At 63.8% G+C, this 23,271-nt stretch carries 17 protein-coding genes; 10 read left to right on the top strand and 7 right to left on the bottom strand.

The genetic code is table 11. The annotated features are described in order from the left end of the window. Window positions 1-279: 279 nt before the first annotated feature. Window positions 280-2,307 carry a sialate O-acetylesterase gene (locus tag MBELCI_RS10040; RefSeq protein ID WP_021694079.1) on the top strand — a complete coding sequence of 676 codons (2,028 nt, stop codon included), beginning with the start codon at window positions 280-282 and terminating at the stop codon, window positions 2,305-2,307. Window positions 2,308-2,362: 55 nt separating this feature from the next. Here MBELCI_RS10040 and MBELCI_RS10035 read toward each other — a convergent pair whose 3' ends face one another. Together MBELCI_RS10035 and MBELCI_RS10030 are read right to left on the bottom strand one after the other, a co-directional pair. Next, on the bottom strand, window positions 2,363-4,069 hold the full coding sequence (locus MBELCI_RS10035; RefSeq protein WP_045319985.1) for a glycoside hydrolase family protein: 1,707 nt from the start codon (window positions 4,067-4,069) through the stop codon (window positions 2,363-2,365). Window positions 4,070-4,094: 25 nt separating this feature from the next. Next, window positions 4,095-5,489 carry an FAD-dependent oxidoreductase gene (locus MBELCI_RS10030; RefSeq protein ID WP_021694077.1) on the bottom strand — a complete coding sequence of 465 codons (1,395 nt, stop codon included), beginning with the start codon at window positions 5,487-5,489 and terminating at the stop codon, window positions 4,095-4,097. An 869-nt stretch (window positions 5,490-6,358) separates the two neighbouring features. Between MBELCI_RS10030 and MBELCI_RS19320 the strand changes: the two genes are divergently transcribed. After that, window positions 6,359-7,087: a calcium-binding protein gene (locus tag MBELCI_RS19320; RefSeq protein ID WP_158497379.1), complete on the top strand. Its 729-nt coding sequence runs from the start codon at window positions 6,359-6,361 to the stop codon at window positions 7,085-7,087. 91 nt (window positions 7,088-7,178) lie between these two features. On the opposite strand, the gene MBELCI_RS10020 is transcribed toward MBELCI_RS19320, so the two are convergent. Genes MBELCI_RS10020 through MBELCI_RS10005 form a run of 4 tightly spaced genes read right to left on the bottom strand, consistent with a single transcriptional unit; the run spans window position 7,179 to window position 11,716 of the window. Then, window positions 7,179-8,240 (bottom strand): glycosyltransferase family 4 protein, encoded by a 1,062-nt coding sequence (locus tag MBELCI_RS10020; protein WP_021694075.1) that lies wholly within the window; start codon window positions 8,238-8,240, stop codon window positions 7,179-7,181. Continuing rightward, on the bottom strand, window positions 8,237-9,346 hold the full coding sequence (locus MBELCI_RS10015) for a glycosyltransferase family 4 protein (protein ID WP_021694074.1): 1,110 nt from the start codon (window positions 9,344-9,346) through the stop codon (window positions 8,237-8,239). Before MBELCI_RS10015 ends, MBELCI_RS10020 begins: the two co-directional genes overlap by 4 nt. Window positions 9,347-9,358: 12 nt before the next feature. Continuing rightward, window positions 9,359-10,204 carry a sulfotransferase family 2 domain-containing protein gene (locus MBELCI_RS10010; RefSeq protein ID WP_021694073.1) on the bottom strand — a complete coding sequence of 282 codons (846 nt, stop codon included), beginning with the start codon at window positions 10,202-10,204 and terminating at the stop codon, window positions 9,359-9,361. A 51-nt stretch (window positions 10,205-10,255) separates the two neighbouring features. Beyond that, window positions 10,256-11,716 carry an oligosaccharide flippase family protein gene (locus MBELCI_RS10005; RefSeq protein ID WP_235047612.1) on the bottom strand — a complete coding sequence of 487 codons (1,461 nt, stop codon included), beginning with the start codon at window positions 11,714-11,716 and terminating at the stop codon, window positions 10,256-10,258. Window positions 11,717-11,915: 199 nt separating this feature from the next. Between MBELCI_RS10005 and MBELCI_RS10000 the strand changes: the two genes are divergently transcribed. From MBELCI_RS10000 to MBELCI_RS09970, 8 genes are all read left to right on the top strand, one after another. Continuing rightward, window positions 11,916-12,545, top strand: coding sequence for a hypothetical protein (locus tag MBELCI_RS10000; protein WP_158497378.1), 630 nt, complete (start codon window positions 11,916-11,918; stop codon window positions 12,543-12,545). Then, the gene (locus MBELCI_RS09995; protein ID WP_021694070.1) at window positions 12,545-13,336 is read left to right on the top strand and encodes a hypothetical protein; all 792 of its coding nucleotides are present in this window, start codon (window positions 12,545-12,547) and stop codon (window positions 13,334-13,336) included. The genes MBELCI_RS10000 and MBELCI_RS09995 overlap by 1 nt, the downstream gene beginning before the upstream one ends. 61 nt (window positions 13,337-13,397) lie before the next feature. Further along, window positions 13,398-15,602, top strand: a complete 2,205-nt coding sequence (locus tag MBELCI_RS09990; protein ID WP_045319984.1) for a GumC family protein — start codon at window positions 13,398-13,400, stop codon at window positions 15,600-15,602. After that, window positions 15,586-15,945 (top strand): polysaccharide biosynthesis/export family protein, encoded by a 360-nt coding sequence (locus MBELCI_RS22570; RefSeq protein WP_110546458.1) that lies wholly within the window; start codon window positions 15,586-15,588, stop codon window positions 15,943-15,945. The genes MBELCI_RS09990 and MBELCI_RS22570 overlap by 17 nt, the downstream gene beginning before the upstream one ends. After that, entirely contained in the window at window positions 15,858-16,796 is a 939-nt protein-coding gene (locus tag MBELCI_RS09985) for a coiled-coil domain-containing protein (protein ID WP_021694068.1), read from the top strand. Before MBELCI_RS22570 ends, MBELCI_RS09985 begins: the two co-directional genes overlap by 88 nt. Before the next feature lie 557 nt (window positions 16,797-17,353). Further along, the gene (locus MBELCI_RS19315; protein WP_021694067.1) at window positions 17,354-19,369 is read left to right on the top strand and encodes an acyltransferase family protein; all 2,016 of its coding nucleotides are present in this window, start codon (window positions 17,354-17,356) and stop codon (window positions 19,367-19,369) included. 568 nt (window positions 19,370-19,937) lie between these two features. Continuing rightward, a complete protein-coding gene (locus tag MBELCI_RS09975) occupies window positions 19,938-21,851 on the top strand; it encodes a hypothetical protein (RefSeq protein ID WP_131505531.1) in 1,914 nt (637 codons plus the stop codon). Continuing rightward, entirely contained in the window at window positions 21,740-22,132 is a 393-nt protein-coding gene (locus tag MBELCI_RS09970) for a calcium-binding protein (protein ID WP_110546450.1), read from the top strand. Before MBELCI_RS09975 ends, MBELCI_RS09970 begins: the two co-directional genes overlap by 112 nt. A 75-nt stretch (window positions 22,133-22,207) precedes the next feature. Here MBELCI_RS09970 and MBELCI_RS09965 read toward each other — a convergent pair whose 3' ends face one another. Next, entirely contained in the window at window positions 22,208-23,128 is a 921-nt protein-coding gene (locus MBELCI_RS09965; protein ID WP_045319983.1) for a glycosyltransferase family 2 protein, read from the bottom strand. Window positions 23,129-23,271 lie beyond the last annotated feature (143 nt).

Raw genomic sequence — 23,271 nt, 5'->3', positions numbered from 1 at the left:
CGGGCCTGATTGCGGGGACTGTGGCGGGTCCGTGAATCAGGTGGCGCCGCAGATCACGGGCAGCGGGCGCGTCGGCGATCCGCTCACCTTTTCGCCGGGAAGCTGGACGGCAGCGGTCCGGTGACGATCGCATATCGCTGGCTGCGGGAGGGGGCGCCGATCACGGGCGCGACAACGAAAAGCTATCTGCCTTTGACGAAGACGAGGGGCTGCGCCTGTCGGGGATCGTCACGGCAAGCGACGACACCGGGTCGCGGGGTCGCGGGGTGAGTCGGCCCCATGGTCGTCTGGCCCGCCCCGACCGCCACGCGCCCATTGCCGTCCCTCGCGCTGGACCCCGGCGTGGCGATGACGCCGGCCGACCTCGCGGGGGGCTTTTCGGGGCGCGACATGCGATTCGACCTTGGACCGGGGTCGGCCCCGTTGCCCGACGGGCTGACACTCTCTGCGGCGGGGGTGCTGTCGGGCACGCCATCGGCCGAAACGCCGGATGCGCGGATCGTCATTCGCGCCCTGAACTCCGGCGGCGCGGCGCAAAGCGCGTTCCAGCTCAGGGTCGGCCTGAGCGGTGAGACGCCCTTGCTGTTGATCATCGCGGGCCAGTCCAACGCCGACAAGCAGGGCACATCCGGCATCACGCCCCCGGCCAGATACGGCAACCTGAGCGACGTCGAGATCTGGAACCCGGCCGCGGGGATTTTCGAGGCCTATGCACCGGGCACCAATGCGGGCGACGACAGCCGCAACGCATGGGGATCGGAGGCCGAGTTCGCCCATCAGCTGCGCGAGGCGGGCGACACGCGCCCGATCCGCGTGGTCAAGCGGGCGCAGGGCGGTACCGGCCTTGAGGCCGAAGCCGGGCGCGACGATTGGCACCCGGTCACGCAGACGGGCGGGCGACAGCTTTTCGACGAGCTGGAGGCGCGGGTGACAGCGGCAAGGGCCGCCATCGGCACCACGACAGAGGACGTCACGATCTGGGCGCAAGGCGAATACGACATGGCGAAGGGGTTCGCCGGCTCCTATGCCGCGAATTTCGGGGCGCTGCTGTCGGAATGGCGAAGCCGGATCTCGACCGGGCTGTTCATCGTGGAGCGCACGCGGCCGCGTCTCGACAGCACCACGGCGCGCGCGGGCACGTGGATCGTGCGTCAGGTGCAGCTCGATCTGGCGCTTGCCGATGGCAATGCCGCCGTGATCGACACCGACGCCGCAACCAACGGCGCCCCGTTCAGCCAACTCCATCCCAATCACCTTTGGTGCGAGGACTGCGGGTTGCGCGCCTATCGTGCCTGGAGAGGCAACTATACGGAGTTTCATGGCGATATCACCGGTGCCGTGCCGGCGGCTTTCGCCTTCGCGGACCGGACCGGCGTGGCCCAAGGGGCGGTCGTGACGTCCGATGTGCTGTCGCCACGAGGCTTCGAGCGCGACATGGACATCTCAATAACAGATGGAGAATACCGGATCACCAATCCAGACGACACTGTCTTCGCGGACTGGACCGCTGCGCCGAGCAAGATCCACAAGCACCAGAAGGTCCAGCTTCGGATCACCGCGAGCGACAGCGCCGAAATGGCCGTTGCGGCCACGCTCACCATCGGCGGCGTGACGGGGCGTTGGTCCGTCACGACGCAGGCAGCGCAGGTTCCGGCAGGCATCACCCATGTCGCATCGGGCCTGCCGACCACCGCCAACGGCGCCCATGACGTGCCGATGCCCGCAGGCGTGGCGGCGGGGGATCTGCTGCTTTTGCATGTCTCCACCCATTCGAACAATTATACCGAGACGACACCTCCGGGCTGGACCGCGCTCCCCGAGGTGAGGAGCGGCAGCACCAACTCCGATCAGGCGCGCGGCATCATTTATTGGAAGCTGGCCGGGGAGGCGGAGCCCGGCGTGACCCTCACACAGGGGGGTTACTACAGCACCGGCATCGTGACGGCGTTTCGTGGTGTGGACCCGTCGGACCCGATCGCCGTGGTGCAGCCGGGCGCGGCCACGACGAGCAATTCCATCGCCGAAGGCCTTGTCGCAGCACCCGTCATGGCAGGAACCCATGTCGTCTATGCGGCCGTGATCGGGGAGATGCATTCGGCGACATGGTCGGGCGATCCCGATCTGACCGATTTTGCCGAACGCTACGACGTGCAGCGTCAAGGAAGCTCAGGCGCGAAGCAGACGCTTACCATGGCGTCGGGCGGATCCGCCGTGGCGCAGTCGGTGGGGGATGCGGTGACCGCCACCATCGACGGCGGCGCGAGGCGGAACATCAACGCGCATCTCCTCGCCCTGCGGCCTGCATGACCGCGAGCACCGGATCGAGGCGCGGGCCCTCGATCCGGTGGCAGCCTCCTCGAACTCAGGGAGCGCGCAGGGTGATGCGGTAGCGCGTCACGTCGCCATTGGCGTTGCCATCGGGGCCGACCGCGATCTCGAGCCGATCTCCGGCCGCGAGGGAAATCGTCTCGGGGGCCAAGGTGATCGCGCCCTTGCCGGACTGCGTCTCGAGTTCCTCGTCATTGAGCAGGAGCCGCACGGCGATACCATCGTCGCTGCGCTCCGCCACCTCGAACGTCGCTTCGAGCGCGACCTCCATCGCCTCGGTCGCAACATAGCGATGCACGATCTCGACCGGCCGCTCGGCCGAGCCTCCGGGCAGCAACTGCTCCGCCGTCAGGCGCAGCGGCCTTTGCCCCTTGTCCCCGAGATACGGCGTCCAGAGCGTGCCGCTCGCCTCCTGGCCCGGCATGGTGCTCAGCGCCGTCTCTTGCCCGTCGACGCGGATAAGCCGCTCGAACGGGTCGGTGGCGGCAGGCGCGCCATCGGCGGAGGGATAGCCGAACTGGTCGAAGCTGTCGGCGATCAGCTCCTGATCCCCGAGCTTGACCTGATCGCCCAGGGCGATGGGGCCAGCGGCCTGCAGGATCAGCGGCGCGTCGCGCGACAAGGTCTGTGGCCCGTCGAGCGGCTGACCCTCGGCATCGAATATTTCGACCGTGTCGGTGACCGTCACTTCGCGCGGCTCGCCCCAGAGCAGCATCGCGTCCTCGCCGAAGCGGCAGCCATAGGTGAAGGGGTCCGCGTCGATCCCCGTCACGGGCTTTTCGGCGAAATGCGTCTGCACCGCCCGGAAGGCGCGCCCCGCGCCGGTCAGGCGCCCGTCCTTTTCCATCAGCGGCACCAGACCGTCGCCCCGCGGGGTCAGCGGGTACCACACGGCGCGGGTGACGCCTGACAGGGCCATCTGACAGTAATCGCGCAGCATGTAACCGGCGGCGGTCTCGGGATCGCTGCTGCCGAATTCGGTGATTTCGATCGGCATGTCCGCTGCCGCCGGATGCCGCCGGAGAACCTCGATCTGCCGCGCGAGCTGTTCGGGCGGGGTCGTGTAGGGGTGGAGCGCCAGGGCATCCATGTGGTCGCCGCCGCCCGCGTCGAACACGGCCCAAAGGTAAGCGAGCGGGATGGAATGGCTGGCGCCGCCGAGAATGCGGATGTCGTCACGCACGCCGCGCGCCGCTTCGGATGCGGCGGCGAGCAGCTGCGCATGGGCCTTGGCGCGCTCCTCGGGAGAGACATCCTTCAACGGGCCGCGAACAAAGTCGACGCCGTTGAATTCATTCCCGATCTCGATCGCGTCCAGATCGGGAAACCGTTCGGCAAGAACGCCTGCGAAGGCCCCGAAGGCGGCGATGCCTTCGGGGGTGGTCGGCGTCGCACCGTCTTCGAACAGCGGATGGCCCCAATTCAATGTGAGGCTGAGCGACAGGTCCTCGGAGAGGATCTCATCGGGAAAGGTTGTCTGCGGGCCGTCGAACTCGAACTCTCCCAAGGTCGTCTCGACCCTGTCCCAGTAGAGGCCGTCGCGCAGATCCGTCAGCCCCAGCGCGATGGCGTTTTCGAGCACGCCGGGCTGATTGCCCTGTCCGAAGTTGCTCACCGCTCCGAGAAGCGGCGCCATGAGGGGCGTGGCGGGGGGCTCTGTCTGTGCCGCGCAGGCAAGCGGCACGGCCGTCAGGACGGAAAGCGCGGCAATGTTCGGTATCGGGGGGAGGCGGAAGGGCATGTCATGGTCCGGGTCTGGTTGGCGACTATGGCGTCGGCCCGGCAGCCTGCTTCATATCGGCGGGCATGGAAAGCCCGGCGGCGGCCAACTCTTCGAGAACACGCCGGATCACGCCGGACGAGGTTGGCAGGTATTCGAAGCGGCCCTGACGCCCCACGGTGACGACGCCGGTCGCCTCGATCCGCTTGAGGATCTGGGGCCGCAAGGCGTGCGTGCCGGGGCGGTAGAGCGGATAGCAATCGCTCACCCTGTCATGCCCCTCGAGCCGCAGGTCCTCGGCATGGCCGAACCCCTCCAACTGGGCCTTGAACTCCGCGAATGCGGTTTCGGGGTCGGCGGCGGCCCCCGGCAGGATCGTGTGTTCGACCGACAGATACTCGCGGGCGACCGCCGGGTCGGAATAAAGGCGCGAATAGATCGTCGCCCGTTTCCAGCGCCCGGTGGTATGGAAGTTGAACAACACGTTGCCCATGGTGGGGGCGAGGCGGCGCGCCGATACGAAGAGCGTCATGAGGTCGAGGCTGCCGATCCCGCTCGGCGTGCCGAACAGCGCGGTATGAAGCGTATCGAGCGGGATCGTGTTGACCACGATGTCGCAGCGATGCGTCCCGGCCGACGTCCGCACGACATATCCTGCGGGCGTGCCCTCGATGCGCTGCAACTCCTCGTTCATCGCGAACACGACGCCCGCGGCTTCCAGCCTTTGCTGAAGCGGCGTGAACAGGGCCAGAAAGCCGTCCCGTGGCCGGACCCGCAGGACCGATGGCCGCAGGTTGGCCGCCCGGAACGCCTGACCGAAAAGCGCCCTCCGGACGTGGCCCAAGAGCGCGCTCGGCCGCGTCTGACGCTCGATGAAGCCCATGCGGTAAAGAAAGAACTCTTCGTCGAGCAGCCGGGGATCGGTGTGATTGAACCGGGTGATGTAGGATCTGAGGCCGGTATCGGTGTAGATGGTCCGCCCGAGCCGCGCGAGGCAGATCGTTTCCAGAGTACCGTCGAGACGGGTGATTTGCCGTCGGAGCAGGAGGTCAAGCAGCGCCTTGCTCAGCTTGGGATACCCCCAATGCAAGAGCTCGCGCGGTTCGATCGGGTAGGAGAGCAGTTTTCCATCTGGGGCGATCCGTCGTTCGATCCTGTGAACGGCGGGACAAAGCTCGCGGTTCTCCGGCGCGAGCGAGAAGATCAATCCCTTGTCGTCGTAGAAGATGCTTCCGACGTCGAAGGTATAAGGACCGATCTGATGCGAGCGGTGCGCGCCGCCGGGGGCGGACCCCCGCTCGAGAACCGTGACGCGATAGCCTGCGCGGTTCAGGGTATCGGCTGCCGCGAGGCCGGCGATGCCCGCCCCGAGCACGAGCACATGTTGCGCGGACGGGATCGGCATCTCGTTGGTCGGCGCCTTCGGTACGATCATCTCCATCTCACCAATCCTATGGTTGAATCAGGCTGACTTCGTGTCCGCCGCCATGATCTCGGCTTCGCCATCCCATCCCTCGGATCCGAGGCAATCGCGCGCCAAGAGAGAATCACCATCGAGTGGTTAGATCACGAGATGTCATTTTACATAGGGACCACAATATAAATCGGCAGGAAGGGCGCCGAACCTTCGTCGTTGTATCATGTCCATATGATGGGCCCCGTGCTGGATAGCTCAGGTCATTGGCTATCGGGATGATGCTTTGCCGGACACGGTGACAGAGGTCTCCAGCGAAACTTGTTCCCCAAGCGATCTCAGCCGTCTCATTTGTAACCGAAGCGAACTCAGGCGCGGCGGCTGGCTTGCCAGATGGGCCCAGAAGAAGATGAGATTCGGACGCCTTCGCGAGTGCCTCGGCGACAATGAGGGCGAGATGAAGGCATTGTGGCGGAATTTCGCTGCCAACGGGGCGGAGCGGCGTCTCATGCCGTGTCAACCCACCGAAAATATTTAACCAGACGCCAGAAGGAGTGATTCGATAGCCGGTTGACGCGGATTACGTAGGGGAATGGCGCGGAAATGCCGTAAGTTAGGTGGAACTAAGGCGGAAATTGGCCGTTACATGCCCGAGTTCACAAAGCGAACCGCACCGCCGAGCCTATCACCTGTAACCCTCTGACATCAGCCGCATCTCTGTAAGCGCCCTGTTCGCCCCAAGGTCGATCAACATTAAGGCATCACGGCGTAAATGCGGCAAAATTTTGTTGAAAGGGGTCCCTGCAATATGCCACATCTACCGGAGCGGAATCCTGCCGATCTCCATCAGACTGTGAGCGGATGGGCGCCCCGCCGGATGTGCATCGAGCTTGAAGGTGAGCTGCCATTTTCGAACCAAAGTCGTGTTTTTTAAGGATGTAACTCCCATGGCTATCCAATCGAACCAACTGAACTCGACCAACATTGGTCAAGACAACTTCGTCATCGGCACCTCGGGCGCCGACCAGTTCACCGCAGGCTACGGCTCCGACACCATTGACGCCGGCAACGGCGACGACACGGTCTATGGCGGCATCGGCAAAGACATCGTTCGTGGCCAGAACGGCAACGACTATGTCAACGGCGACAACGGCAACGACCGCGTTCGTGGCGGCGAAGGCAATGACGCCGTGTTCGGTGGCGGCGGCGACGACCGCGTCTTCGGTGGTTGGGGCGACGACATCATCGCCGGCAACTCGGGCAATGACGAGCTGTTCGGCGGTCGTCCGAACGCCGGCCCGCTGCCCGATGGCATGTCCGACGATGACGCCTTCATCTTCGACCAGCGTGATGGCAACGACATCGTTTGGGACTTCAACAAGTTCGGCGACGACAAGGTTGTCCTGATCGATGGCGGTTCGTACGAGATCATCTACAACGCGAGCAACGGCCACTCGAAGCTGATCTACGGTGAGACCACCGTGGTCTTCAAGAACTTCGAGCTCACCGATGACCACGTTGCGACGATCGACTTCAGCACCGGTCAGATGTCGCCGGGCGCGTCCGACTCGCTGAGCGACAACCAGATGCAGCAGATCATGGACGCCGATCCGCTCATCATGTGAGCCATGGTACCATCCAAACGAAAAGGAGCCCCGAGGGGCTCCTTTTTGCTTTTCGGCCTGACGGTTCCATGGGTTCGTGAGCCAAGGCGCATCAGGCCAAGGGGAGCACGAGCTCGCGCAGCCGTTCACCGGCACGGGCCCATGTGAGCTCCGCCGCCCTCGCGCGTCCCTTTGCCTTCATTTCGGCTTGTGCCGCCGGATCGGCCAGCAGGCCCCTTATGGCGTCGCGCCAAGCGGCCGCATCCTGTGGCGGGACATAGCGCGCCGCATCCGCACAGACCTCGGGCATCGCGCCGGCACGGGCCGAAATCACCGGGGTGTCGGACCACATGGCCTCCACGGGAGGCAGCCCGAACCCCTCGGTCAGCGACGAGAACGCGAAGCAGGCGGCGTTTTCATAAAGCGCGCGCAACTCGGCATCGGATACGAAACCGGTGAAGATCGTGCCCGGCGGCGGGGTCCAGCCGGCAGCGACGTAGCGCGCGGCGGGCGGTCCGCCGGCCACGACAAGCGGAGGGTCTTCGGGACGCCGATCGCGAAAGGCGTCGAACAGCACGCGCATGTTCTTGTAGGCCTTGGCCGATCCCAGGGCGAGCACGTAGCCTCCGGCGGTCAGGTCGTGCCGGGCCAGCACGGAAGCGTCCGCCGCCGTGGATTGCAGGTGATCGGTGCCATTGTGGATCACGTCGATCTTGTCGGCCTTGCCGATCCCATGCGCGACGAGCGAGCCCTTCGAAAACTCGGACACCGTCAGGATTCGCCGGGCGCCGCGTGCGATCCAAGGCAGCAGCGATCGGTAAGCGGTGGCCTGGCGCCCCGAATAGTCCTGCGGGTGCAGAAACGTCTGCGCATCGTGGATCATGACAATGGAGTTGCGATGCAGGATCGGTCCGAGATTGCAGAAGTTCACCAGCAGATCGCCCTTGGCGATGCGCGGCAGCGACAGCATTTCCCAACCTTGACCCGCTCCGAAGCGTCCGGGCAGGGCCTCGGGGACGAGAGTGGGAAACTCCGGGTCCGGATCATGCGGTCGCGGTGCGACGATGCGGGTCCGATCCGCCTTCAGCAGCTCGGTCGCATAATGGGCGGCGGTTCGGTGCACGCCGTTCAGCGAGGCGCCGAGAAATTTGCCGTTGATCGTAATGCGCTTCATTCGATGAATTCCTTCGTGGCGGCCGGTTGCGATTCGCGGGTCAGCGCGGCGCGCCAACCGTCGCGGAACGCCGCCGGGGTAAACCGCTCGATGGAACGGGCGAGGTCGGCCTCTCGCGTCGCGCGCTCCTCGGGATCGAGGCTCACCAGTTTGCGCAGCCCCTCGGCGATGTCGGCCTCGTTCAACGGGTCCGCGCGCAAGGCCCCCGCACCGGCGACTTCTTCGAGCACGCTGTCGCGCGCGACCAGCGGCACCAGTCCGGCCGCGATCGCTTCGGCGACGGGGACGCCGAACCCTTCGAGGCGGCTCACGAGGACAAAGCCCGCGGCGGCCTTGTAGAGCCATGCCAGCTGCGCATCGGTGACATAGGACAGAAGCCGGACGCCCTCCGTGGTTTCGGCGAGTTCGGCCACTTCCTCGGCACCGGGCTCGCGAGAGCCGCACAGCACGTATTGCACGCCTTGCGCCGCCAGACCCGATCGCGCGAAGGCCCGGATCGTCGCCGCTTGATTCTTGCGCCGCCCGATCGACCCCACGGTCAGCAGGAAAGGTGCGGTCAGCCCCTCGACCGGCGCCGTCTCGGCCTCGGTGAGATCGGGACGCAGCGGCGGATAGATCACCTCCATGCGCGGCAGCGGGCCGAACAGGTCGACATAGGCATCGCGCGAGGCGCGGCTGACGAAGACCATGCTCGGCTGTGTCTCGGAAATGCGCCGGTAGGCTTCGTCGTAGAGCCGCGTGACCTGAGGGTCGAAAAGCTCGGGATGGGTGAGCGGACCCATGTCATGGCACAGCACCATGTCGCGCGGGTCCTGCCGGTAGAGCAGAACCGTATAGGGATCGAGATGCAGCACGGGGTTGCGGCTGCGCACCCCCAGCGGCAGTGACGGCCAGCGCTTGATCGCGGCCATCTCGGCGTCGGACGCCTTCTCGACGAATTTCCGGAGCGCGCCGGTGGGCACCTTGAGCGGCGTCGTGCCGCTGTGCCGCACCCGGCCATAGCGGAGCCCGGCGATGAGATCGGCGTTGTCGAGCACCACGTCGCGGCCGATGTAGTATTTGCCCGTCCGGTTGCGCAGGGCGAGAGAGAAATCGACATCCCACATGACAGATACCGCTCAGGCCGCTGTGGACGCGCGGCGAAGCGTCGCGGCGTGCAGCCGGGCATCTTCGGCATAGCGCTTGGCGATGAACGCTTCGGTCGCCGTGCCGAGATCTATGTCGCCATAGTTCTGGGATGCGGATTCGTAGACGCCGCTTTTGAGCCACAAGGGCCGCAGGGCGGCACGCAGGGGCCGCGGCAGGGCGCTGCGCGACAGCGCGCGGACCGCGGGCTGCACATGACGAAACCAACGTTTGGGCTGGCGGCTCTGGTTGGTCGATTGCTCCAGAAAGCGCGGCACGCCATAGGTTCGATGCAGCCAGTCCTCGAGCTGCGGAAGTTGTTCGAGCGCGAAAAGCTCGTCCACGACCTGCCGACCATCGAGCATCAGGTAGTCCGTCTGCCGCGCGAAATGGATGTATCGCAGGTCGGCGAACTCTTCATGGGCCTCGAGCCAGTCGCAGATCCGGGCCGCGGCGTCGCGCAGCATGTCGTCGGTGATGCTCAGGGCGCCGACATTCTCGAACTCGCGCAGGTGCTGACGCAGCGCCGAGATGAAACGGTCGCGTGGATCGCGTAGCACCGCGAACGAGGTGCTGTGTTCGAGCAGGGCGAAGGTTTCAGGGAAGTCTCGGGCCAGAATGGCAAGGGGAATATGGGCCTGATGGATCTCGCCCAGCTCGGCATGGGTGTAGCCGAACGGCGTGACCCTGTCCCGCAGAGCGGCTTCGGCCTCCTTGTTGTCGCGCGCGAAGCTGGCCCACGGAAACTCGGCGATGGCATCGAGACCACGGTAGATGGAGAGGCCCGCGCATTTCGGGATATGCACGAAGAAGAGCTTTTGATCGGCGGAATATTTCATACTGGATATGAACCTTCTGAAACTGTCATCACATCGAGCGGGCGGGGCGCCTTATCCCGAGAAGGCTGCGAGTTGGAACACCCGCAACCGCGCTGCGACGGCCATGGCGCCAAGGCCGAGGATCACGGCGCTTGCGAGACCGGCCACGAGGGCGATGGTCGGGTCGTCGATCCGGGCGTGAAGCGCCTCGCGCGTGGCATAAAGCACGAGCGCATAGGCCAAGACGAGGATCAGTGCCACCGCAAAGCTTCGCATCGCGGGCCAGACCTTCAGGTTGCCCATCCGGGCGAGGACATAGACCGAACCGAGGCTGAGCAGGGCGCTCGTGCCCGCCTGCGCCCATGCCAGCGCGGCAAGGCCGAAGGGTGCTGCGGCGAAGACCGCGGCGATCGAGACGACGGCGCCGAACATGTTGAACCGCATGACGATGCCGGTGCGACCCATGGCCGCCGCAGCCGGTTCGAGAAGGAACGGCCCGATGGCCAGCACGGCCCGCGCTGCGAGGGCGTAGGTCACGGTCATCGCCGCGAGGTAGGCGGGCTGGAACATCAAGGCGACGAGATCGGCCGCAAAGACGAGGATCACCGCCGCGATGCCTCCGGTCAGGACGGTCACGGTCCCCGCGAAGCGCGCGAGCTGGTTCTCGAAGGAGAGCCCGGCGCGGCCCGCGGCCCCGAACTGGGTCTGCGCAAAGCTGCGCATCGGTTGGGCCACGACGTCCGTGGCACCCGACGCGACCCGGTTGCCAAAGCGGTACAGGCCGGTCTCGGTGGTCGAGAACATCACGCCCAGCACGAGATCGGCGCCGTATCGCGCCGCGAAGGTCATGATGCGCGCGCCATACAGACCGCCCGAGAACGACATCGCGGTCCGTGCCAGACCCCGGTCCAGAGTGAAGCTCGGCCTTTCACGCATCGACACGAGATAGAGGGTCGTGCTGACCAGCAGCTTGGCATAGCGAAACGCGACGAGGGCGTAGATCGATTGCCATGACCACAAAAGGGCGACGCCCACCACCAGTCCGACGACGTTCTGGGTAAACATCACCAGAAAGTGCCGGTTCACGGCCTGTCGTCGCAGCAGCACCGCCGCGCACCAGGCCTCGATGGAGGCGATCGGCTGCGCCAGAGCGAGCAGGATCAGCACCCAGGCCAGTTCGGACGCCTCGAACACGATGGCGAGCGGCCAAGCCGCGGCGACGAGCAGCAACGCGCCCCCGGCGCCGAGCCCGAACAGCAACCAGAAGCTGGTGTTGAGCACCGAGCGGTCCTCGGCGGGCGAGGTGATGATGAAATGGTAGAACCCGGTATAGGTCAGCGTCTGGATCAGCGTGACGCAGATCACGGCGATGCTGTAGATGCCGTAATCCGCCGGCAGCATGAACCGCGCCGCGAGCAGCATCACGACCAGCATCGTGATCTGTTCGAGACCGCGTGCCGAGAGCGCGAAAGCGGCAAGCGCGATCTTTCGTCCGCGCCGTTGGGGAGGGGGCGTCATAATGGAATCGCTCAAGGCTTCATACTCGTCACATTGCCGTCCGGGCTCTCTATGACGTATCGCGAGGAACTGTTACAGGTGGCCGGGGTCAAATTGAGGCGCTACCCAGCTCTTTTGATTAATGGACGGCGAAAAGCACGATGCAGATCGTTTCGAGTACCTTCATGCTTTCGCTGTTCTGGCCTTCATCCTCGCCCGGGGGCCGTATCGTGGATTGCTGTTCTTCTTCGCCGTGACGCCGATGGGGGCCATGGCCGCCATCAACCTGCCGGCGCTGGGGGGGACCTCGATCACGGTGATCGATGTCACGGTGGCGGGGCTGTTCGGGCTCGTGCTTCTGGGACGCGACGCGCCAACCTCATCGCTCTTGCGACCGTTCCTGCCGGGGACGCCGGGCGGTTATCTGCTGTTGTTCCTCGTGTATGCCGCCGTGGCCTCTGCGTTCCTGCCGCGGATCTTCGCGGGAGACTCGCTTGTTTTCGGGATCGGGCGGGGCGCCAATGATGACGGGATCGCGCTGACCCCGTTGGGTCCGGGCAACGGCAACCTGTCGCAGATGTATCGCCTGATCCTGGGGTTGATGATCTTTTCGGTCACCGCGGCGCTGATCCGGCGCAGGCCCGACCCCGCGCATGTGCTCAAGCTGATGGTCGTGGCGACGACGGTTAATGTCGCGCTCGGCCTGTTCGACATCCTGAGCTATGCGGCGGGGTTGGAGGCATTGATGGATACGTTCCGCACCGCCAACTACTCCATGGCGATCGGCCACCACATGGCCGGCATGAAGCGGATGGTCGGCGGGTTTCCGGAAGCGTCGGCCTCGGATATTATTCCATCGGCGTGATGGGGTTCTGGATCAGCTACTGGTTCAGCACCCGCAGCGGCGGGCGTCTGGTGCCGCTGATGCTCTTGATAAGCATCTTCGTCGTGCTGCGCAGCACGTCCTCCTCGACCTATGTCGCGACCCTCGCGTTCTGCGGGATCTTCGCCTTCTTCAACATGACCGGCAGCCTCGGCCAGCTGATCACGCGGCGTGGCGCGACCCTGCTCGTCACCTTCCTTGGATTGGTCCCGCTGGTGATCTACGGGCTGTACCTCTCCTACGAGATGCTGCCCGGTTTCCAGTCCTTCGTCGACCGGTCGCTGCTCGACAAGATGGCGACCGATTCGGGTCAGGAGCGGATGAGCTGGAACACGCAGGCGATCCAGAACATGATCGATACCAACTATCTCGGGACCGGTCTTGGGTCGATGCGCGCCTCGAGCTGGCTTTTCGCCTGTCTCGCCAGCACCGGGATCATCGGCACCTTGCTGCTCCTTGCCTTTCTGGCGAAGTTCTTCCTGATGCGGACCCGAGGCAGCGATCCCGACCGCGATGAGCGCGCGCATCTGGCGCGCGCATTCAAATACGGCTGCGTGGCGCAGCTGCTGTCGGCGATGTTGAGCCAACCGACCCCCAATCTGGATTCGTTCTTCTTCGCCATGGCAGGGCTGGCATTCGGACTGAGTTCGGTCGGGAGACAGACTGTTGCCACGTCCGAAGCCACCGGAACGCCCCCTTTCATGTTGCAGCGCGGCATGCGACACGCCATGGTCGCCCCGGCGGGTGCGCAGAGGGATGTCTCCGGACAATGATGGTCTTCTTGGACGGGAAGTGGAACGGAATTTGACAACTGCGCGACCCGTAGTGCCGGCAATGAACGCAACCAATGGCAGCCAGGGCGGCGATGAAGGCATCGATCTGTCGATGCTGTTCCGATCCCTGTGGCGACGCAAGTGGATCGTGGTGATTTGCGCCTTGCTGGGGGCCGCGCTCGCCCTTGCGGCCGTGTCGCGCCAGACGCCGCTCTATACCGCGCAAAGCAGCCTGATGCTCGACCCTCGCTCGATCAGGGTCATGTCCGACGAGGCGGTGATTTCCGATCCCGACCTGAATGACGGCTTGATGGAGTCCGCGGTCGCCGTGCTCAGGTCGAACCTGCTGATCGAGGACGTGATCAACAGCTTCGAGCCGGAAGTGCTCGCGCCGCTGGACCCGGTCAGCGCGGCACCCGATGCGGGCGACGGGCTGGGGGCGAGGATCAAGAACGGCATCGACGGCCTCGCACAGACCATCGGGTTGACGTGGGCCGATGCGCCGGAGCCGGTTCCTGCGATCGAGGCCATGTCCGCACAGGACCAGCGGCTGCGCCGACTGGTCGCAAAGATCCGCAGCAGCATCCGCGTCTGGCGCGCGGGGGATTCCTACGTGATCATGATCTCGGTCGAGATGGAATCGCCCGAACTCGCCGCGCTCATCGCCAACCGGATCGCCTCGCAATACATCGACCGATCGGTCCGCGAACGCAGCGAGACCGCACGCGCCGCGGCGACATGGCTCGGCGAACGTACGGCCGAACTGCGCGAGCAACTCGAGACGGCAGAGGCGCGGGTCGAGGAAATGCGTGTGACGCAGCTCGATGAGGACGGCGTTTCGCTCGAGGCGATTTCGCAGCAGCAGCTTCAGCTCAACACCCAGCTCGCGGTGGCGCAGGCTGATACCGCGTCGGCGACCGCGCGCTACAATCAGATCGAGCGGGTGATGGAAGACGGGGGCATGACCGCGGCGGCGGAATTGGTGACGTCGCCATTCGTGCTGTCCCTGCGGCAGGAGCTGTCGAATCTCGAAAGACAGGATCTGGATCTGGCCTCGCAGTTCGGACCGGAATATCCCGAACGGCAGCGCATCGCGGCCTCGATCGAGCTGACCGAGACCAGCCTTGTCAATGAGGTCAGGTCGATCGTCTCGGGCCTGCGGAACGACGTCGCCGTGGCACAGGCCCGCGAGGCCGTGCTTCGCAGCAGCCTTGCCACGCTCGAAGCCCGGCATGCCGCCGTGTCCCGGGCCTCGACCGATCTGCGTCAACTCGAGCGTGAGGCCGAGTCCGCGCGCAAGACCTATGAGGAGGCGCTGTCGCGCTTCAACGAGACCCGGACCGCCGAGCAGTTCCAGAACCCGGACGCCCGGCTCGTGGAGCGGGCCGTCGTCCCGGCCGGTGCCTCTGCACCGCGCCCCAAGCTATTCACGGTGTTCGGCGGGATCATCGGCTTTTCGATCGGCCTCGTCCTCGCATTCCTTTCCGCCTTCATGCGGCGCGGCTTCGGCCTCGCTCACGAGGTCGAGCACGCGACAGGCGTAAGGGTGCTGGCGTCGCTGCCCGCAGGCCGTTGGCGCAGCCGCAGCCGGATGCTGCAGGATCTGGTGAAGGACCCCTATCATGTCTTCGCCGAACGGGTGCGGCAGCTTCGCGCCGTTCTGGGGGGGCCGCGCGGAGAGCGCGCGCCGCGCAGCGTGATCGTCACCTCCGCACTGTCGAGCGAGGGCAAGACGAGCACCGCGCTCGCCCTCGCGCTTTCCGAGGCGCGCAGCGGCAAGAGGACCATCCTGCTCGATCTCGATACGCGGCGCTCGCCTCTTCAGCGTGAACTTGGCCTGACCGGAAGCTATGATCTCGACGCCTATCTGCGCGGGGAGTGCGATATCCAGTCGGCGATCTGTCCCCTGCCGGGGCTCGATTTCGACCTGCTGACGAACATCGCTCCGAACCGGCAGTCGCATCAGGAGATCACCCCCTCCGCGCTGCGCGATCTTCTCGACGTGCTGGGCGAGACCTATGACCGGGTGATCATCGACGCGCCGCCGCTTCTGTCGGTGTCGGAAACGCTGACCTATTGCAGCGAGGCGCAGGCCGTTCTCGTCGTGGTGCGTCACCGGGCGACGTCGGCTCCGGCGTTGCGCGACGCGCTCAAGCGTCTGCGCGACATGCAGATCGAACCCGTGGGGCTGGTCCTGACGATGACCGATCTGCGCGAGGAAAGCATCCAATACGCGGCGGAGCAGTCTTATGCCTACAATTCGTGACGCCCTCGCACTCGTCACCCTGTCCCTGTTCGTGGGGACGGCGGTGGACGCCGAAAATTACCTGCTGACGCCGGGTGACGAGTTGATGATGTCGCTCTCCGCCTCGGATGAACCCCGTTTGGCCCGTATCGGTCCCGACGGGACAGTGCGGGTCCGTAGCGCGGGCGGCGTGCCCGTCGCCGGGATGACTCTGGATGCGGCCGAGGCGCGATCGAAGCGGCGGTCGCGGCTTCCGGGATCTTCGTCGCGCCCGATGTGGACATCGCGGTCGGCAGCTATGCCCCCATCCTCATCACGGGCGACGTGGCGACACCGGGGCGCTACGATTATCTGCCGCAGCTGACGGTGGAGTCGGCCGCGGGACTGTCGGGCGGTATCTCGAAGGTGAGGGGCGCCGAACGTCTCGATGTCGCGCGCGCGCAAAACCAGATCGATGGCGAACTTCTGACGCTGCGGCTTGATATCATGGCGACGGTCGCGCGGATCGCCCGCCTCGAAGCGGAAATCGACGAGACGACCGATACGGTGGTTCCAAGCGAGGCCCTGCGCCAGTCGGTGCCGGTCACCGACGACGCGGCACTGGCAACGATGGTCGCCGATCAACAGGCGATCCTCGACAACTCCCGCGCCCGCAAGATCGAACTCGTCCAGGGCTGGAACGAGGAAATCGAGGGATTGCTGCGTCAGCAGGAACTGCTGCAGGAGCGCATGCAGCTTCAGGACCAGATCGTGGAATCGCTGCAGGCGGAGTTGTCCAACGCGCAATCCCTCGCGGATCGCGGCCTGGCCACCACGAACTCGCTCAACCGGGCCGAACAGCTTGCCGGGGACGCGCAGGCGCGCACCCTCGAGCTGGAGGCCGCGCTGACCGGTATCGAACGCGGGATTTCCGCGGCCAAGCGTGGCCGTGACGGATTTCTTCGCAACAGCACCGAAGAAGCTCTCCTCGCACTGCGTGCCTCTCGAGAGCAGCTGAATGAATTGCGCGTCCGGTACGGCACGGCCGAGAGCCAGAGCCTTTTGCTTGCCGATGGCAACCTTTCCACGCTTCTGGACGAAGGCGTCTTCGAGGTGGATTACACCTTGATCGACGGGCGCACCGGCGAAGCGCGACGCGACGTAGCAGCTACGACGGCGTTGCAGCCCGGTGATACCGTGCAGGTCCAAGTCTCGCGTGACACACCCGAAGGCTGATATCCTCGCGGGTTCTGAGCAGGAGACACGCCGCAGGTTCGCCGCTATACCCGGTGGCCGCGGTCGTGCGACCTGTCGCCACTCGACGAGGGGCGGCGTGGCTGCGAGCTCAGCATGCGAGGAAACGGGCGCCCCCGATTTCGGTCGATGTATGGATATCTCTGCGCGAATTCTGATCCGCTTCTGAAAATGGCTGAAACGATCCGGCTGCCGATCACGGGTCGCAAGTGCCAGATTCCCCCCGAATAGAAATCGTCGTGACCGCGACGATCGTGTGATCGTTCGTCGCACAGCGCCCAAAAATCCCGCAAAATACCGAAATTCGATGCAATGCGACGCATGAGGTTTCTTCCAAAGCATCCTCGGCTGTCGCAATTTGCGGTCTGCTTGCGGCGGCCACATTTCGATAAGCCTCCGGCGTCAGGACAACATCAGATATCCGATGGTCGGAGTAATGACGCATTAACACCAAATTAACCATGAGCTGCCACCTGTCTAACAGGCAGCTTTTGCCAGATTCGCCTTTATTCGCTCAACTTTCATGAATGGATAGCGCAGTGGCATTTGTGGCCGACGAGGGTTCGCAATCTTTTGGTACCAGCGGGAGCGGCAACAACGCCGCGCTACCGGTCGTGCGAACGGAATACAGGCCGGAGATCGATGGGCTTCGCGCTGTCGCGGTCATACCCGTTTTGCTGACCCATGCCGGTTTCACCGCGGTGAGCGGTGGGTTTCTGGGGGTCGATGTCTTCTTCGTCATCAGCGGATATCTCATCACCACGATCCTGCTGCGGGAATTTTCGAAGACGGGCCATGTTTCCATCATGTCATTCTACGAGCGGCGAGCGAGACGCATCCTTCCCACGCTGTTCGTCGTGACCGCAGTGACGTTCGTGCTGGCATGGATGATAATGTTGCCGAAGGAATTCCGGGATTTCGGACAGAGTGTCGTCGCGAGCGGAGTTTTCCTGTCGAACGTGTTCTTCGCGAGCGAAAGCGATTATTTCGCGTCGGTCAGCGCGTTCAAGCCATTCCTGCACACATGGTCACTCAGCGTCGAAGAGCAATTCTATCTGGTGTTTCCCGTCCTCCTCCTGACGATGGCAAAGTTCAGCCCCGGAAATCTCAAATGGGTCCTGGCCGCCCTTGCCCTCACAAGTTTCTCGGTCGGACTGCACGGTTCGAAGACCGCGCCGACCGAAGCGTTCTTCCTGCCCGCCGGTCGCGCATGGGAGCTTCTGGCGGGTGCCTTGCTGGTCTTCATCAGACCCGCTGCGCCGGCGGACCACGTCCGGCGCCTGATGGCTGATCTGTTTTCCCTGGCCGGTCTCGTTGCGATACTTCTGGCCTATATGCTGCTTGAGGAGACCACCCCTAATCCCGGCACCGCCACCCTGCTACCGGTCGTAGGCACCTGCGCGATCATCCTGTTCGCGATGCCGGGCACGATGGTCTACCGCTTCTTGACCATGAAGGCGCTGATCGGGATCGGATTGATCAGCTATAGCGCCTATCTTTGGCATCAACCTCTGTTCGTCATGTCTCGGTTCTACTTCATCGAGATTTCCGTGGTCGGATGGTGCGTGCTGATCGGGATCACGCTTCTTCTGGCATGGGCAAGCTGGGCATTCGTAGAGGCACCGTTTCGCAGCAGTGATCGTATTGGGCGGCGGACGATCCTGATCGGCGGCGGGGCCGGACTTGCGGCCATGGTCGCTGCGGGACTGACCGTTCATCTTGCGGATGGTTTTCCGGGTCGGCTCGATGAACAGCGCCGGTTGGCCGCGATCGGTCAGCAAAGCATCAGTCCTTACCGTGACAGCTGCGGCAACACCTTGCCGCAGGACTTCGAGAGCTTCTGCGTTTTTGGCGACAACGACAAATCTCTAGTCGCCTTTGTCGGCGACAGTCATGGAAAAGAGATTTTCTGGCGCACGACAAAACAGATGGAAGGCCGTGATTACGCGGTACAGGGGTTTCTGTGGAATGGCTGCCTGCCTTTCGCCGCATATGACGAACCGCGCGCCTGCGACATGTTTCTTGAGGCTGCGAAGGCGCATATCCTTGCCTCGGAGAACATCTCGACGGTGGTGTTTTTCGTGAACTGGCAGGCGCATCTGGGATGCGGAAAGTTTTGTGATGAGAACAACTGGTTCGGTGGTGGAGCAGAGCGGGCTCGCGGGATGGAGAAGATCATCCAGACCGAGATCGAAGCCTATCTCGAAGCAGGAAAGGAGGTCGTGCTCAGTGGGCAGATCCCCGGGATGAGGTCGAACATTCCGCATAAGTTGAACGCCCAAGCATTGCGCGGCCTTCCCAATGATCCGGTGGGAATTGCCGAAGCGGAACATGGCGCGCAGGCGGCCCCTTCGATCAGGATGCTCTCCACCCTCGAACGAAAGCTCGGTGTCAGCATCTTTCGACCCAGTCAAACACTGTGCTCGGACGGCTTTTGCAGGGCTACCGATGGCGTCATGCCCCTGTATTTCGATCATGGGCACCTCAATGGGTTCGGGGCGGACAAGCTCATCGGGCCGCTGCTGCAGGCGATCGATTTGTCCACCTCGATCTGAAAAGGGCTGGGCGAGGGGCGTTGACGATGGGTTGGGTAACCCCTCTTGGCGGCATTTGTGCGACGTTGCCGCGCCTCTCGGTGAGGGGGATTTTCCGAGCGGGGCCCTGACTGTCGGCTCATTGGGGTGTCGAAGCCTCCTCCCTCGACCCGCTATCGCACGACGAACTGGCCCACCTACCATGCAGCGCCGTGCAAGCGCGGTTCGCCATCGGTCTGGTTCCGTTCCGAGATGGCCTGGCATGCGGAGAAGTCTGGCAAGTGATGAGACGACGCACTTTTCAGAACTGGTCAGTCATGAATTCAGGGACCGGTCTGACAGATACAGTTCCGAGGAGCCATCACTCGAGAACACGAAAATTTGGCACCAGTTGCACGGAACATTTCTTGATTTGGTCCGACCTTTCGCGCGGGTTGGCCATATTCGGCCTCTAGTTCCTAGCCTTACATAAGAAGGCAGGAACATGATCATGACGGCGCATTCGACGACGGGCTTCAATCTCGGCGTGGCCACCCATTATGGACAAGGCGGCCCCTATGGAGCAACGGCGCGCGCCGACCTCGACACGGTGGCCGCGAGCTTCGTCCGCGGCGGGCTGAACTGGCACCGGGTCGAAAACAAGGCGGGGCAGTACGATTTCAGCGATCAGCGCAGCAATTATCTCGACTGGGTTCTCGCCAAGGGCGGCGATCCGATCCTGACACTGTTGCCGCAGGGCAATCCGAATTACCAACACGGCAAATGGGCAGCCAGCGACGAGGCCATCGAGGGTTTTGCCAACTACGTACTGGCCGTGCTCGACCGTTTTCCCGATCTCAAGAAGATCGAGATCGGCAACGAGTACAACGGGAAATCATCGGCCTTCGTGTCAGGAGAAGCGGCCACCGACAACCTGCCTTTCAAGGCGGAGCTGTTCACGCGCCTCCTGAAGGGCGTTTCCGACAAGATCGGAGCCGCTCATCCGGATGTGGAGATCATCGGCGGCGGCCTGCACTCGGTGCCGACCGGCTTCGTGCAGCACCTGATCGATGCAGGCGCCTTCAAATACATGGATACGCTGAGCTTCCACCCTTACGGTCTCACTCCCGAAGCGGCGGGCGAGGCTCTGGATGTTCTCAACAGCGTTCTCGACAAACTGCCGGCCTCCGAGCGGCCATCGCTCATGGTCACCGAATTCGGCCAGTCCTCCTTGGTCGGGCCTGAGGGGGCCGACGCGAACTACCTCGTGAAGATGACCGCCGAATTGGCAAGCCACGGGGTGGATTCAGCCGCGTGGTACGCTCTTTATGACGAGGATGGCTCGTCCCATGCCGAAATGGGACTCTACGATAAAGTGGGTGTCACCAACAGCGTCGCGACCGCCTATAAGCATCTCCAGACGCTCGTCGGGGACGGAGGACCGATCCAGCGGGTCGAGACCGACGGGACGCTGCGGGTCTATGACCTTGGCGAAGGTGTCAGCGCCGTTTGGGGTGCGCCCCAGGCTCTGACCTTGACCGGCAACGGCATCTCGGTCCGCGACGTCTATGGGCAAGTGATCGAGCAGCCAAAATTCCTCGATGGCCAAGTGATCTTCGTCGAGGGGCAGGACGTCACCATTCAAGGCCATGGCGCGATCGCCGACAGCTTCCTCGAGTTCGACCTGCAGCAATCGGGTGCGGGCGGCTGGTCCCAGCTTCTGGAGAAGGTCAACGGGCGCGGCGCGGTCATGGAAACGCTTGAAATCATGGGCGGGCAGGAGCGGTCGAACGAGATCTGGAATCCCTTTCTCGGCTCCGGTTGGGCGCGGCCTTTCCGCATGGATCAGGTCGAGGTGCTGGGCGCTGATTTCAGCCGCAATTCGCGCGACGATCGCAATCCGGTCGACCGCTATGTCGCCGAGCAGAGCGGCCCGGTCGACATCGTCGCGAGCTACAGCGTCGCCAAGGCGAGCGCCGACGGCATTGCCGTTTCCGTGCGCCTGAACGGAACCGAGATCGATCGGCTCGTCACGCGCGACATGGGCGAGCTGACGCTTCGGGGGATCGACCTTGAAAAGGGTGACACCGTGGATTTCGTCGTGGAAGACAACGGCAACGCCAAGGGCGATCTCACGACCAGACATATCAGGCTGTTCGAGCATGATGCCGGGCGCAGCGACGAAGATCTGCGGGTCCTCCACGTCAACAGCGACAACATCAACGGCAATGAAGTCGAGGTGAAGTCAGAGCCCTATGCCGTGGAACTCATGCCCGTGGCTCCGGAGATTCCCGAGATGACGGAAGTCTTCGGCAGCAAGGCCAATGACAGGCTGTCAGGCACGGCCGAAGACGACAGGATTCTCGCCCGGGACGCAATGACTTCGTCTCTGCCGGAAAGGGGGATGATTTTGTGTTCGGGGGAGACGGCAAGGACACTCTACGAGGCCGGGGCGGAGACGATTGGCTCGATGCCGGAGCAGGCAATGATCGGGTTTTCGGGGATCTGGGCCGCGACACCATGATGCTCGGAGCGGGCGACGATTGGTTCCGGGCCGATATGGGTCGAAACGGCGAGAAGTACGCGGATGTTTTCGTGCTCGACGTCTTGAACAACGGGGACGATATCATCCACGATTTTTCCAGAGAGGATCGCATCGACCTTCGCGGCGCGGATTACGATATCGAGTTCCGTGGCAACCGCGATCGCAGCACGGTCGTAGAGATCGAAGATGGTGGTCGGATCTTCCTGCAGGCGTTTTCTCGTGCCGATTACGAGGCGATGAACGGCGACATCTTCCTTTGAACGGGGCCGCGCCCCCGTGGCCGGCTGGACCGCGGGGGCGCAGGGATGCGGCAGTTCCGGTTCGCGGAATGGCCCCTACCGCTTGCGAGAAAGCTGCAATATTCTCTCGGGTGCCGATCGGCCCCGCAGGATGTCGATCAGCGCGAGCCAGTTGCCTTTGGCTCGACCGCGACGATCAACCCATGGCTCGGGGCGGAAAGCGCGTGCGTGGTTGGACAGGATGTTTCGCACACCGAGCCGCAGGCCGAACGACAAGGGCATGGAGCCCTTGCGGATCAGGTAATAGGGATTGGCGACCTGGCTGTAGCCCAGCGGGCCGCCATTGCGCTCCCGGCCCACCTTGACGCCGCAATGCACGCCCACCAGCGCATCGCACTTGATCTTGCGACCTTCGAGGCGGCTCGCGAAATCCACGTCCTCTTGCCAGCCATAGAGGGGAAGCCGTTCGTCGAATCTCTTGTCCCCGATACGACTGCTGCGCATGGCCATGTTGCAGCCATAGAGCCCGACCCCGTCGGCCATGAAGGTTTTCGGCTCCGTGACGGCGCCGCTCTGGGTTTCGTCCCATTCGGCGACCATACGCGCCGCTTCGGCCGGAGAGATGCCGCTGCTCTGGATGCCATCGGCAAGCAGGCGCCCGGTCAGCCCGGCAATCTCGGGAAACGCCTCGAAGGCGTTGGCTATGCCTTCGAGAGCGTAGCGGCTGGGGAAGAAGTCGTCGTCAAAGAAGACGATGATGTCGTTCTCGGGAAGCGCGACGTCGAGCGCATGGTTTCTCTGAATGCACAGTCCCTTCGGCGTTTGGAGGACTCGGGTCGGTACGGGCTGCGCGGACCAGTCGATGTCCGAGGGAACGTCATCGGCGCTCGGGACGGAGAGAATGATTTCGTTGGCTGGCAATGTCTGCGCCATCAAGTGAGGGATGAGGCTCCGAATAAGCTCCGGGCGTCCCAGTGAGCAGATGATGACAGCTATTCTTGGTTCCGTTCGACCCATCGAGACTCGTTCCTGTTCAGATAATCGCTAGCTACGCTCTTCTAGCCTAGAGCATCTGAAAACAAGTGGAAGTACACGACCAGGCTTCTGATCCGATCGACGTTGATGATGGGTTGGGTAGCCCCTCCTGACGGCACTCGTGC

Source organism: Limimaricola cinnabarinus LL-001, assembly GCF_000466965.1.
GTDB lineage: Bacteria > Pseudomonadota > Alphaproteobacteria > Rhodobacterales > Rhodobacteraceae > Limimaricola > Limimaricola cinnabarinus.
This window is presented reverse-complemented; position numbering and strand designations above follow the sequence as displayed.